The 13798-nt window shown below is 60.7% G+C and carries 7 protein-coding genes; 4 read left to right on the top strand and 3 right to left on the bottom strand.

Going from position 1 to position 13798, the window contains the following annotated elements; genetic code table 11:
- Window positions 1-91 precede the first annotated feature (91 nt).
- Entirely contained in the window at window positions 92-3139 is a 3048-nt protein-coding gene (locus AS189_RS07685; protein WP_082634153.1) for a discoidin domain-containing protein, read from the bottom strand.
- A 720-nt stretch (window positions 3140-3859) separates the two neighbouring features.
- Between AS189_RS07685 and AS189_RS07680 the strand changes: the two genes are divergently transcribed.
- Entirely contained in the window at window positions 3860-4606 is a 747-nt protein-coding gene (locus AS189_RS07680) for a class I SAM-dependent methyltransferase (RefSeq protein WP_062287124.1), read from the top strand.
- A 27-nt stretch (window positions 4607-4633) separates the two neighbouring features.
- Here the strand turns inward: AS189_RS07680 and AS189_RS07675 are convergent, their stop codons facing one another.
- Window positions 4634-6454, bottom strand: coding sequence for an HNH endonuclease (locus AS189_RS07675; protein ID WP_062287123.1), 1821 nt, complete (start codon window positions 6452-6454; stop codon window positions 4634-4636).
- An 896-nt stretch (window positions 6455-7350) separates the two neighbouring features.
- Window positions 7351-8289 (bottom strand): EamA family transporter, encoded by a 939-nt coding sequence (locus AS189_RS07670; RefSeq protein ID WP_062287122.1) that lies wholly within the window; start codon window positions 8287-8289, stop codon window positions 7351-7353.
- A gap of 60 nt (window positions 8290-8349) precedes the next feature.
- Here AS189_RS07670 and AS189_RS07665 point away from each other — a divergent pair, with 60 nt between their 5' ends.
- From AS189_RS07665 to hrpA, 3 genes are all read left to right on the top strand, one after another.
- The gene (locus AS189_RS07665) at window positions 8350-8841 is read left to right on the top strand and encodes a MarR family winged helix-turn-helix transcriptional regulator (protein WP_062287121.1); all 492 of its coding nucleotides are present in this window, start codon (window positions 8350-8352) and stop codon (window positions 8839-8841) included.
- Window positions 8842-8934: 93 nt separating this feature from the next.
- A complete protein-coding gene (locus tag AS189_RS07660) occupies window positions 8935-9810 on the top strand; it encodes a hypothetical protein (protein WP_062287120.1) in 876 nt (291 codons plus the stop codon).
- Window positions 9811-9846: 36 nt separating this feature from the next.
- Window positions 9847-13794, top strand: coding sequence for an ATP-dependent RNA helicase HrpA (gene hrpA / locus AS189_RS07655; RefSeq protein ID WP_062287118.1), 3948 nt, complete (start codon window positions 9847-9849; stop codon window positions 13792-13794).
- The last annotated feature ends 4 nt before the right edge of the window (window positions 13795-13798 follow it).

The following is a 13798-nucleotide window of genomic DNA, read 5'->3' as shown; positions in this document are numbered from 1 at the left end:
CTGAGCTAATGAAAAATCCGCGGCAGGCTCCCCCGTATGGGAGCCTGCCGCGGATTTTCCGGACAACTAGTTGTGAAAGATAGCTGAATGTCTAGCCTTCGTGCCCACCTCGCGCACTCCGGCGGCGGATCATCGTCAGCATACCCAACCCCAGCAGGAGCATCCCGACTAGGCCAAGCATGGCCACGTTGGCTCCCGTGCTGGCCAAACCATTGGCCATAGCGGCCGGTGTTGTGGCCGGAACAGTCGGTTTATCCGTAACTGCCGGAACGGTCGGCGCAGTCGGCTTATCCGTTACTACCTGCTCAGTCGGCTCGTCCGTAACTACCGGCTCCGTCGGCTTATCCGTTGCTACCGGCTCAGTCGGCTCGTCCGTAACTACCGGCTCAGTCGGCTCGTCCGTAACTACCGGCTCAGTCGGCTCGTCCGTAACTACCGGCTCAGTCGGCTCGTCCGTAACTACCGGCTCAGTCGGCTCAGGTGATGGTGAAGCGCCGGGCGTATTGAGCGCCAGGCTAACGTAACCGGCGAATGCTTCCTCACCGCTGGTGGCGCGGTAGTCAACCAGGGTGGGCTGGTAGCCCGCTACAGCGAAGGGGGCCGTGTAAGCGGTCCAAGTGCCATTGCCAATGCGGTACTCAATCACGGCATCAGCAGCCGCTGCACCGGTTGCTGCCAGCGTGACTGTCGGTTCGACGTCGAAGATTCCGTCAACATTGGTTTCTCCATCCAGCGCGCCGGTAATATTGGGTTCTCCATCCAGCGTGCCGGTAATGCCGAGTCCTGTGACATCGGTGTTTCGAACCTCAATCTCATAAGCGGAGAGATAGATGCCCATGTTGGCGGCCTGGACCTCAACCTTGATGTGGCGTGCCGTCACGGGAACAAAGGACACAACATCTGTGCGCTTGTTTTCCGGCATGCCCGTCTTGGTGGCCACAATGCTCCAGCTGCTGCCGTCCTTTGACGTGGAGACGGTGTAGTCCTTGGCGGAGGCACCTTCCCAGGCAATGGTGACCTCGTTGACGGTCTGTTCCTTGCCCAAATCACCGGCAATCCAACGAGTCCCGTTGTAGTTGGCGGACCAGCGGGTGGCCAAGTTGCCGTCAAAGGCCTGGTTGGCGGGCAGGCTTGGCGCCTCATTGCCCGAAGCAGTCGCCACTGCTCCGACCGCCACGTTGGTGACCCCCTGTACGCCTAGGCTCCACGCACCCACAGTATCGAAGCCAGCGGAAGGTGTCAGGCCGGCGAGACGCACGAATCGTGCCTCAGTGGTGGGGAAGGTGAGCTGGTCTGGACCGGCACCGGCCACCTCGTGGGTGGTGACCCTATCCCAGAAGACCCCGTCCTTGGATGTTTCCACGGCGTAGCCTGCCGGAGCATTGGCTGCCCATTCGGCGGCGATCCCACCGACCTTTTGGACGGAGCCAAGATCAACACTCAGTGCTGCGGCCTTGTTGTCTGCCGACTCCCAGCGCGTGTTCTGATCACCATCAGTGAGATTCGACGCCGGGTGTCCAGCCTTCGTTGACGTGGCAGCGGCGGGCTTGCCGGTTGCCAGGTCAACGGCACCGGCAGCGGGAGTGGTGTCCTTGATGGTGCCCAGCGATGGGCCCATGCCAACCTTGTCCAATGCAGTGTTGAATGCTGCGTAGCTCACCTTGGGGGCTTTAGCAGTCCACGTCTTCTGGGCAACAACTGGGAAGGAACGCTCGATCAGGCCATGGACATCCTGTTCGTTGTAGTCCCTGTCCACCAGGTCATTCCAGACGGCGAACATTGAGCCCATGATCTGACTCGGATCCACCACTTCGCCCCCTGCCATGTTGGGCAACCAATCGGTGTACAGCCACTGGTTGTTCAGACCGTTGCCGTGGTAATAGTCAGCGAAGGGAACCACATACAAGGTGCCGTCATTGGTGTTGATGAACTTCATTTTATCTGCGGCAGCGGCGTTCAGGCCGTACCAACCGTTGTTCCAGGAGTTGATGATTACGTCCTTGTCGTAACCTTCAACACCGGACATGCCGGTACCCTTGCTCATCTCAGTAAAACTGCCCCAAGCACCGGGCTGCTTGCCGGTGGCCCGAATATGCTCAGCCATGTCGTTGTAGAACTGCCGGTACTGAGCTTTATTGCCGGGGTATTCGTCGGCACCAAAGTTGACTTCTGCTCCTTGGAACCATGGCATGAATTCGTCGAACATCCCCTTGATGACCTCTGTCGTCTCGGCCTTACTCAGGTCGAGGTGATCCGACTTCCCACCGTTCAAGCCAATGTCCGGACGCCACTTGATGATGGCTGCCGCGTGAGCCGGAACATCAATCTCGGGAATGATTTGGACACCACGGCTAGCTGCTGTGGCCTCAAAACCGTCCCAGTCTGCACGGTCATAGGAGCCGTCTGCCGACGCCAACCCAGCGTATTTCGGGTTATCGGACTTCAGTCGGAAGCCCATGTAAGATTCACGCCAATCGCCATTGTCCACGAAGATCTGGTTGTCATTGAGGTGGATCTGGAAGCGGTTGAGTTTGTAGTAGCTCATCATCTTGATGTAGTCATCGACGAAGTCCGCTGAGAAGACTCGGCGGCCAACATCAAGAATGAACCCTCGGGCTTCATAATCTGGCCAGTCCACGGCGCCACCGACAGGAAGCTTGTTGCGGCCGTCAGTCTGGGTCATGATCTGCAGGATGCTTCGGGTGCCGTAATAGGCACCAGTTTCAGTGGGCGCGGTGACCACGACCTCCTCGGCTGAGACGTCCAGCTTGTAGCCTTCTGCGTCATAGCGTTCGCCGCCTGTGGCATATTTATCGGCAATATCCAGGACCAGAGAAATATCGCCAGGCTGACTTGCGCCGGTGACAACGTCCAGCTCCAAGCCCGTCATTTCGGCCAGATCATCAGAAAACTCCTCACCAATTTGGTTAAGTGCAGCAGAAACAACAATGCGGCTGGTCGGTTTGATTTCCACGGTCCCCGCACCACCGGTCCACTCGTGCAATGACGGCACCACCATGGGTGCCGGATTGATGGCCGGTGCTTCCGGTGCCGCAGCGGCCGGTGACGGCGATGCGATGCCGGCCAGTGGCAAGCTCAATGCCGCCACCGCCGCAATCGTCTTCCACGTACTCTTCATGAAATGAAACCCCTCAATATTTCCGCACGCTGCTGGCAGCAGCCCTTACTTCCGAGCCTTCGACGTCCAAGAATCGCCCACGCCTGAACTTGTTTGTGATTCATCACACATGGGCAATTGTTTACCATCACATATTGTTAGAAGCTCAGTGTCAAGGGTCCTTGCAATACCGCCTCAATTGCTACGGGCAACATACCTAACGCCCGTTGGCTCCTGGCCCTGAACAGCTCACGGAATCCCCTGCGCACTTTTCCTGATCACCCCTCCCAGAACCGCTACACGCGGCACAAGGATCTCAGATCTGAGCGGATAAATTGTTTCAATCACGGGACAATCGATGCATCATTTTCATCCCCTCCCAGCTCGGTGCGCGTTGCTGGTATTGCCGCCTCGGCATCGAATCTGCTCCCTTGGCACGGACCGGCAGCCACTACCGCACCAACCCAACCGACCATCCAAGCGATACTTGTCACCACCCTGAAACCCTAGTACCAGCACGGAAATATTGTCACTGCTACGGGAGTTCTCTGTGAGGTTTTTTCAAACTTTGAGATCGATCACATTTGATTCCAAACGTATCTGGTGGATACCTTCGGCGTGGCCGACGAATCAGAAGGCAGCTGCCTGAGGTGGCCCTTATGGAACCCTCAACCCCGCTGGGCGGGAGCGTGGAATATTACGCACAGCAAGTGAGCGTTGGTACCCGTATAGCCTGTTCCCATGACGAACTTGTTTGATGAGAACTTCTGGGATGAGCGCTATAGCGGCAGTACAACCGTTTGGAGCGGGCAGGCAAATCCTCAATTGGTTACAGAGATGTCTGATCCTGACGCCACCCCAACCATCGGGCTTATATCGGGGCGAGCTACAGCGCCAACGGCAGGGCTGGCTCACGGGCTAGGCAACGGGCCGAGTAGCGAACACAGCGGGGCCGCAACCGACTCACGGGTGGCCCGCACAGCTCTCGACGTGGGCTGCGGTGAAGGCGCCGATGCAGTGTGGCTAGCCCACCACGGCTGGGATGTGACGGCTGTGGATATTTCACCCGTAGCGCTCAAACGCGCCAACGGGCATGCTGCCAAGCTGGATTTGGCAGGATCCATTAGTTGGGAACACCACAATCTGCTGACGTGGCGTCCTCCTGCGTTCAGCTTTAATCTTGTTTCCGCCCAATTCATGCACCTGCCCAAGGTCGATCGGGAACCCCTGTACTCCCGGCTCGCAGCAGCTGTTGCGCCTGGTGGGACACTGCTCATTGTGGGGCACTCCGCATCGGATATCCAGGCAGGTGCCCGGCGACCAGCTGTTCCAGATTTGTACTTCACTGCGGCGGAAATTGCTGATTCGCTCGATTCGAAGCAGTGGCATGTCTTGGTCTCCGAGTCCCGGCCTCGCATGGCGCAGAATCCCGAAGGAAAGCCGATCACGATTCACGACGAGGTTCTACGGGCCACCCGCTTGGCGTGACTTCCGCGGTTGCAAGGTGGGCTTTCACTAATATCCCGGCAGGGGAGGTGCGGTGGAGATGTATCGATGGCCGGTGGGGGTGTTGACGCAGGTCCTTGACGGGCCGGCCTTGTCACCTCCTGGCGGATCAGAGCCCTGGGTGCGGTCGAAGCCCTCGGAACCGTGGGAGCCTCCGATGCGTTCGGAGAACCAGCCGGGAGATTCCTTGGCCCTATTACAGTCGGAACACAGACCTTGACCATTATCCAGAGAAGTGGTTCCCCCGGCCGCATAGGCCTTGATGTGGTCATACTCCCGGATTGGTGCGTCGCAGTAGGGTGTGCGGCACCGCTGATCCTGCAGCCTCAGGAATTCCTTCATGCCTTCAGGAAAGAGCCTGCCGTGGGAATCCATGGCCAGAAGTTGATTGGTTCGCGGATGGGTAAACAGCCGTTTCAGCCAGACCCTGGGCGAGAATCCCCTGCCCAGGACCATGTCACGGGCAATGGGGGCTGGGATGGGATCGTAACCGACAAGAATTGCTGGCTCGTTATCACTGCCAAACAGCGATCTGTCCGTCATGACCAACTCTAAGGAGATGCTGGCTTGGTCCACTGTGGTGCACTGCGGGTCTCCTGTGAGGCCACGCTGAGAAACGGAGTAGGGCCTGCCGCCCAACTGCCGGTCTTCTCGCGGTTGACCTTCCTGCAAGTTGCTTTCCGGCCCCTGCCGGCCATCCATGGAGGGAAACCCGCCCTCAGGTACGCCCCTATGATCGCTAAGAGTGCCGGAGCCTTCGTTGCATTGGGCATGATGGATTAGTCGGTGCATCAGCGCATCTGCCATAACCTGCCCCTTACCCCGCTCATCCCCGGCGGCCTTTAGCCCATCGGCAATCTTGGTCAAGGTAGCCAGAATGCGCACGCCTTGCTTTAGTGGGACCAATGCGGTCAGGAAGGTCATGCCGTCTGCTGCTGGCCGGAGGGAGACGAAACGCTCCCCAACGGCCTTCTCTTGCCGCTTCACAAACGCTTCCGGATCGAGGGCGTAGGCGGCCCTCCTCGCTGCGGCAGCTAGTTCCCTATTCCCCAAAAGCCCGACGCCGTCCGGGTCACCACAGATACTGCGGTCTACCAGTTGCCGGTGCTCCAGTGAGAGAAAAGCCGTTTCTCTAGCAACAATCCCGGCTTTGTATTCGCTGATCTGTCCGTGCGAAAAGGCTCGCATGCAGCACGGCATCTCCCTTACCAACACTTCGGATAATTCACAGAGCTGGCGTCCTCGAAACGGAGATTCGTGCCTGGCGAGTGCAATTTGGTGCACAATGCCCCGGCCCACTTTCTCCTTGGGAGTCCCCAAGCGTGCCTGACTAAGCCTTTGCTGAGCAACGAATAGAGCCTGTACGTGAGCCTGCACCGCTGTCAGCGCATTCTTGGCCTGTTCCAGAGAGCCCAAAACCTCGTGTAGTACGGAACCGGAGAGCTGACCGACTGCTTCGGGATCGAATCCGGCCGCTGATGCTTCGCCACCCAGCGCCCGGAGCACTTCAGTGGCCAGTGCTGCCTGGGACAGGGACTTGGTGGCCACTGATTTAGACGCTGCCGCACACTGGAGTAAATGGGCCAACGTAGATGTGTTCCTGCCTTCGCGAAGGGCCGCTTCAACGGCCTCGGTGGCATCGACTAGTCGGGCCCCCGCCCGCTGCGCAAATTCGTGGGCGAGTGCAGCATCCAACTGAGCCAGCATGACCGGGTCGAAAAAGGTGCCGCACCGCTCTAAAAGATCGTTGCTGAACTCAAGAAGTCCTTGGCATTTACTCATGGCCGCCGCACCCGCGTTCGCGAACTTGGCTGCGCTGGCTTCGTCCAAGGAATTCAGGGCAGGCTGGCCAACTAGTTCAAGGTCGGATCTGGCGGCAGGCTCAGGTCTTTGGCTGTTGGTAGACCCAGGCTCAGGGCTTTGGCAGTTGAGATGCCCAGCTTCAGGGCTTTGGCTGTTGGGAGACCCAGCTTCAGAACTCTTGGCCGAGCCAGATCCTGGGGGAATGAGTACCCTCAAGCTCCGACCAGTTTGCGGCGGAGTGTGCAGCTTCGGCCTTGGGCATGTGGGCGGCCTGGCAACAGGGCGCGCCATGGGGTCATCGGCGCCCCGGCCGTGTGGCCCCACCGCTGGTGCACTGCCCTCATGAACCCCCACCGTTGAAGGACTGCCCTCTGGTGAGTTGCCGGCCACTGCGCTACCGGCTGCTGCGCTGCCTTCTGGGGCACGCACCCCGAACCCAACCCCGGGGGAACTCAACCATTCAGGAGCCACCATTCGATTCACCGCCTTGCCATTGATCCCTAGCTCCGCCGGCAATAACTACGGAACCAAGTTGCTTCCTTGAATCAAAGCCAAATCCTTCAACGAGTGTCGATTCAGATCGTCCTTGACCTTCTGCTACTTACGACACTACGCACACCCACTGACATTCTGAACGCCGAAACCGCCATCTGTGGATAGCCCCGGCACCCGCCCTAGCTGTGGAGGAATGAATGAGGTGAAGCACCCGCACAAGCGCCTCAGCGGCTGACTTTCGGAGCTTCACTCAGCGGCTGACTTTCGGAGTCTCAAACAGCCAACTCCCGCCATGAACCCATGGTGCAGCCGCCGGACACCTCACCCTCCACAGCGAGAGACTCAAGTCTGCGAGCGCCTGGTCCTCGAACACCGAGTTCTCCAGCGCGGGCCATCGTAGGCCGACGGCTTCCAGGGGTAGTTTTCAGCTAGGGCTCGCGGGCGTAGCTTCTGGGTAAGTTCTCCGGGCGTAAGTTCTCCGGGCGTCGTTTCCCTCCACCCCGCCTCAGACTTCCAAGGCTTACTCCGGCAGCCACTGAAACTAGAACCACAGCGATACCTACTATCTGCAAGGCCCCCATCGATTGACCCGCCACCGCCCAGCCGAGCACAATCGCCACCACAGGACTGAGCAGTCCCAGGAATGCTGCAGCACCTGCTGGCAGCCGTGACAGCCCTCTAAACCAGCAGAAGTAGGCAAATGCCGTGCCGACAACGGACAAATACAGGTACCCGAGGATATTGCTGTTCGTCAACGGATCCGCAGGTAGTCCTTCAAACACCAACAGGAGAACGGAAAGGGAGGCTCCGCCCGCTACCAGCTGCCAGGCGGTGGTGGCTAATGGCGTGACCGGCCGGCCAGCGCGTGACAACGGCTGACCCCATTTCTTGGCCAACACCGTGCCGGCCGCCATGGACACAGTGCCTCCGGCCGCTGCAGCAAGTCCCAACGCGTCTAGGCGGGCCTGCGATTGCAACACGATCAGGGCCACGCCCAGCACGCCTGCCGCACCGGCCAGAACACGCGGAAAAGTCAACTTTTCGGTGAGCACCGCGCTGGCCAGCACCGCCACCAACAGCGGCTGAATCCCCCCTACAATGGCGGCCACTCCCCCGGGCAGCCGATACGCCGCAACGAACAGGAGAGCAAAGAACGCTCCGATGTTCAGCATCCCCAATACCCACGACTTCCACCACCATGCCCCCTGCGGCAGCTGACGCGACAGTGCCAACAAAAGCAGTCCGGCCGGGAGCGCCCGCAGCACCCCGGCAAGCAGTGGCCTGTCGGCCGGCAGGAACATGGTGGTAGTGAGGTAGGTGGTCCCCCACAACACCGGGGCCAGAGAGGTCGCAAGTATCAATCTCAAGTTTTTACTAAGCACTTAGCTAATATAACTAAGTGCTTAGCAAATTGCTAGAATGGTGTCATGGCAGACCATCTTGAACGCATCCTTTCCCAATGGAACATCGAAAAACCTGAGTTGGATGTCTCCCCCATGGCGGTGATTGGCCGACTGAGCCGGGCTGCCTCAGCCGTTGACACCCGGCTCGCCGCAACATTCGCCCAGCACGGAATGGACGCCTCAACGTTCGACGCCCTGGCAACACTCCTACGCAGCGGGCCGCCCTACAGCCTCACTCCCGCGGCTCTGGCGCGCGACGCCATGATTTCCAGCAGCGCGGTTGCCCAACGTCTCAACAAGTTGGAGAACCGCGGACTGGTCAGCAGAGGCGCCAACCCCGACGACGGACGCGGCACCCTGGTCTCGTTGACCCCTGCCGGTAGAGAGCTGATCGAGACGAGCCTTCCGGACCATCTGGCCACCGAACATGCCATCACGGGTGTGCTGAGCAATGCCGAACAGGCGCAGCTGGCAAACCTACTGGAGCGCATCACTGCGGCCGCTTCAGGGCTCTGACCACCCCTGCGCCTGAGGACCCAACGAAGAATGGCAAGGACGGACGTGAGAGGGACAGCAGGTGCGCGATCCGATCCATGACAGACTTTCCCAATGACCAAATTGATTGCTGCGCTGGCCATTCTTGCGGCGCTTGCCTGGGGCGTCACCGCTGCCGCACAGTGGATTACCAAGAAAAAGGCACCCCTGGCTCTCGCAGCCGGGAAGGCCCCGCTTCATGCCACTGCCGCTGAGCAGGACAAGGCAATGGGCCGGGCCCAGTGGCGCACAGTGGCCGCTTTGGTCTTCGCGGCTGTCATGTTTGCCGCCCTGTTCCGAATTTCGATTGGCCTCTCCGGAGATGAGGGTTTGCCGATCGCGGTGACCACGGGCCTCTCTGCCAGCGGTGGGCTCCTGCTATTCTCGGCCTTGCCCGCAGCCAAACTCGCCACGAGAGAACACCTCCTGCCCAAGCGTGCCTTCGTCCTGCCCGCCGCCGCCCTTGCCGCCTTTATCGCGTTCATCGTCCTCATCGTGGCAACAACTCTGGTGCCGCATCTGACCCTTGAGAAGTACGACGGCGTGCCCCTCCTTCTCGTGGCCGTTCTCCTCTGCGGTGCCGCTCTTCTTGCCTTTCATAGATTGAACACCACAGCCGCGCTCCCGGATCCTCGCATGGCAGCCCTTGACCGCCGGTGGCGTGAAATCTCCGCCAAGAATCTGTTTGCCTTAACCAGCGGGGCACTCCTGAGTTTCTTTGGCATGGCCGCGATAGTGACTGCCGTGGCACTGAACGCAGCGCCCCTGAACTCCACGTCACTAAACAAAACGGCCAGCGATTCCGTCCCCGCCCACTGGGTAATCGCCTGCGGTGCCGGTGGAGCGGCACTGGCGCTGGCCGGCGTCGTACTGCTGATCTTGGCGGCGAAAGGGGCACTCACCCTACGCACAGCCGTCCGTAAAGAAACCCCCGCACCGGCACCCGTATAAGGGCCCCCATGAAAACCGCATAAACTGGATGGCACCATGACTTTCACTATCTCCTACCCCGCCGCGCTACCTGTCTCGGAGCGCCGCGAGGACATCATGGCTGCCATCGCCGCCAACCAAGTCACCATCATTGCCGGCGAAACGGGCTCGGGAAAGACCACCCAGATCCCGAAAATGTGCGTGGAACTGGGCCTTGCCGAGAAGGGCCTGATCGGCCACACGCAGCCTCGCCGCCTCGCCGCACGCACCGTCGCCGAGCGCATCGCCAGCGAATTGGGTGTGGAAATCGGCGAAGAGGTGGGGTTCCAGGTCCGTTTCACCGGCCATGTGGGCCCGCAAACCAAGATCAAACTGATGACCGACGGCATCTTGCTCGCGGAAATCCAGCGCGACCGCCTGCTGCGCAAATACTCCGTCATCATCATTGACGAGGCCCACGAACGCTCGCTGAACATCGACTTCATCCTCGGTTACCTGCGCCAAATCCTGCCCAAACGCCCGGATTTGAAGATCATCATCACCTCGGCCACGATCGATCCCGAGCGTTTCGCCACCCACTTCGGCTCCCCCGAGGGCCCCGCGCCCATCATTGAAGTCTCCGGACGTACCTTCCCCGTGGACATCCGATACCGTCCCTTGAGCGGCCCTGCCAATGGCGAGGACTCCGATGGAATGGACGACGACGACCTTGATTCCCGCACGGACCGTCAGCTTGACGGGGGTAACAGTGAGGAAGACCGAGACCCGCTGGATGCCGTGTGCGACGCCGTGGATGAACTATCCAAGGAGGCGCCCGGAGACATCCTGATTTTCTTCTCTGGTGAGCGCGAGATCCGGGACGCCGCCGATGCCTTGGCTGGCCGGGTCAAAACAAATCCGCGGCTACGCGACGTGCAGATCCTGCCGCTCTTTGCCCGGTTGTCGCTGGCCGAACAGCACGCCGTATTTACTCCGGGCAGCCGCAAGCGCATTGTGCTGGCCACCAACGTGGCTGAAACCTCGCTGACGGTGCCTGGCATCAAGTACGTCATTGACACTGGCACGGCCCGCATCTCCCGGTATTCGCACCGCACCAAGGTTCAGCGCCTGCCGATTGAGCGCGTCTCCCAGGCTTCGGCCAACCAGCGTTCGGGCCGTTGCGGCCGTGTCTCCGACGGAATCTGCATCCGTTTGTACTCCGAAGAGGACTACAACGCGCGCAGTGAATTCACCGACCCGGAAATCCTGCGCACCAACCTCGCCGCCGTCATTTTGCAGATGACGGCCATGGGCGTGGCCAAGGGGCCCAAGGACGTGGAGAAGTTCCCGTTCGTGCAGCCGCCGGACTCCCGGGCTATCACCGACGGCGTCACCCTGCTGCGTGAGCTGGGTGCCGTGAGCGCCCAAGGTGGGATCACCGGCGTCGGGCGTCAACTGTCCCAACTGCCGGTGGATCCGCGGCTGGGCCGCATGATTGTCGAGGCCGCCAAGCGCGGGGTTGCCGCCGAAGTCATGGTGCTCGCCGCGGCGCTCACCATTCAGGATCCACGCGAACGCCCTACCGACAAGCAGCAGCTCGCCACGGAAAAGCACAAGCGTTTCCAGGACGAGAACTCGGACTTCACGGGCTTTTTGAACTTGTGGCGGTACATCAAGGAGAAGCAAAACGAGCTCTCCTCCAGCGCGTTCCGGCGCCTGTGCAAAGCCGAATTCATCAACTATCTGCGCGTGCGTGAGTGGCAGGATTTGTTCACCCAGCTCAAGCAAATGGCAAAGTCCGTGGACATCAAGGTCTCCGGAAATGAGATCGATCCGGTGGCCAATCACGACGCCATCCACATGTCCCTGCTGACGGGTCTGTTGAGCCATATTGGCCTGTACGACCAGCGCAAGCGTGAATACGCCGGCGCGCGCGGCACCAAGTTCATGGTGTTCCCGGGATCGGCCCTGTTCAAGAAGTCGCCCGATTGGGTCATGGCCGCCGAGCTCGTGGAGACCTCGCGCCTCTGGGCCCGTGTTGCCGCCAAGTTTGATCCCCTGTGGGCCGAGCAGGTGGCCCCGGATCTGGTCAAGCGCACGTACAGCGAGCCCCATTGGTCCAAGAAAATGGGCTCCGTCATGGCGCACGAAAAGGTCACCCTCTACGGGGTGCCGATTGTGCCGGACCGCCGCATTCATTATGGCAAGATCGATCCGGAACTGAGCCGTGAGATGTTCATCCGCCATGCCCTCGTGGAGGGTGACTGGCACACGAACCATAAGTTCTTCCACCGCAACCAGGCTCTGCTGGCCGAGGTGGAGGAACTGGAAACCCGCATGCGCCGCCGCGATCTGCGCGTGGACGACGAGACGCTGTTCGAGTTCTACGATGAGCGCGTGGGCGCCGAGGTCGTCTCCGAGCGCCACTTTGACAAGTGGTGGAAGGACGCCCGGCACAAGAATGCCGCGTTGCTCGATTTTGACACCCAAGTGGTCATGGCCGAGGAACCCGAGCTCGATGAAGCTGCCTTCCCGAAGCTGTGGACACAGGACGAGTTCGAGCTGCCCCTGAGCTACGAATTCCATCCCACCGCGCCGGGTTCGGCTCCTAACCCGTCCGACGGCGTGACCGTGCAGGTTCCGTTGTTGTTCCTGAACCAGCTGGCCGAGGCCCCGTTTAGATGGCAGATTCCGGGACTGCGAGCCGAGATGGTCACGGCCCTGATTAAGTCCCTGCCCAAGGCGACGCGGAAGAACTTCATTCCGGCACCGGATGTTGGGCGTCAGGCTGCGGCGTCGCTGGCCGAGGACTTCGATCCGTCGGTGGATGCGTTGGAGCCCTCCCTTGAGCTGGCGCTGCGCCGACTCAAGGGCCACGTGATTCCTCCCGGCTCCTGGAATTGGGACGCCGTGCCAAGCCATTTGCGCATGACGTTCTCCGTGGTGGATAAGAATGGCCGCATCTTGGAAGAGGGCCAAAACCTCTCCGAGCTACAGTCCAGGCTTGCCGGAGCCACCCGCCGCGCCATCGCCGAATCGCTCGGAGCAACGCCGAAGACAACGCAGGCCGGACGTCCGGCCCTGGGTGCGCCCGTTGGCAAGAAGGCCACGGGGACCACTGCGGCTGGTGCGGCAGCTTCGGCGGCAGACACCTCAGGCATCCAGGAGCGTTCCGGGATCACCACGTGGGATGTGGGCACGCTGCCCCGCGAGGTCAAGCGTCTGGTGGGTGGGCACACGGTGACCGGTTATCCGGCGCTGGTGGATGAGGGCGGCACCGCCGGGATCCGCGTATTCCAGCGCCAGGACATGCAGGAATCGGCCATGCGCGGCGGGGTCATTAGGCTGCTGGCGTTGCGTGTACCTTCGCCGGATCGCTACGTTCTGGACCACCTGAGCAACACTGAAAAGCTCACGTTTAGCCAGAACCCGCATGGCAGCGTCACCGAGCTCATCGCCGACTGTACGCTGGCCACGATCGACAAGCTCACCCCTGCCGCGCTGCCCTGGGACAGAGAAGATTTCGACGCCCTCTATGAAGTAGTCCGCGCGGAACTGATTGACACGGTGTTCTCGGTGACCGCCGTCGTCGAACGGGTCCTGGCCTCCAACATGCGCATCCACAAGCAGCTGCGAGCCACCACCAGCCTGCCGCTCATCAGCGCCCTGAACGATGTCAAGCAGCAGCTGGAACTGCTCGTGTACCCGGGCTTCGTGGCCAAGACGGGCTTTGCCCAGCTCAGCCAGCTGCCGCGGTACCTGGGTGCCATTGAGAAGCGCCTGGAGAAGTTGCCATCCAACGTGTCCCGTGACGGGCAGTCAATGGCCGCCGTGCAGCGTCTGGAAGACGAGTACGACGACGCCGTGGCGGCGTTGATGCCCGGTCAACGGTCCACGGCGGGCTTGGAGCATGTGTGCTGGATGATCGAGGAACTGCGCGTCAGTCTGTTCGCCGTGGAGCTGGGCACTGCATACTCCGTGTCGGAGAAGCGGATTCGGGTGGCACTGGCGAAGGCCATGGCCTAGCAAC

The organism is Arthrobacter alpinus, assembly GCF_001445575.1.
GTDB lineage: Bacteria > Actinomycetota > Actinomycetes > Actinomycetales > Micrococcaceae > Specibacter > Specibacter alpinus_C.
Note: the sequence above shows the minus strand (reverse complement) of the source record. Positions and strands in the feature narration are given on the sequence as shown.

Coding starts and splice junctions, on each gene's coding strand:
- AS189_RS07680 (WP_062287124.1), top strand. CDS start 3,860: ATGACGAACTTGTTTGATGAGAACTTCTGGGATGAGCGCTATAGCGGC.
- AS189_RS07660 (WP_062287120.1), top strand. CDS start 8,935: ATGACCAAATTGATTGCTGCGCTGGCCATTCTTGCGGCGCTTGCCTGG.
- AS189_RS07665 (WP_062287121.1), top strand. CDS start 8,350: ATGGCAGACCATCTTGAACGCATCCTTTCCCAATGGAACATCGAAAAA.
- AS189_RS07685 (WP_082634153.1), bottom strand. CDS start 3,139: ATGAAGAGTACGTGGAAGACGATTGCGGCGGTGGCGGCATTGAGCTTG.
- hrpA (WP_062287118.1), top strand. CDS start 9,847: ATGACTTTCACTATCTCCTACCCCGCCGCGCTACCTGTCTCGGAGCGC.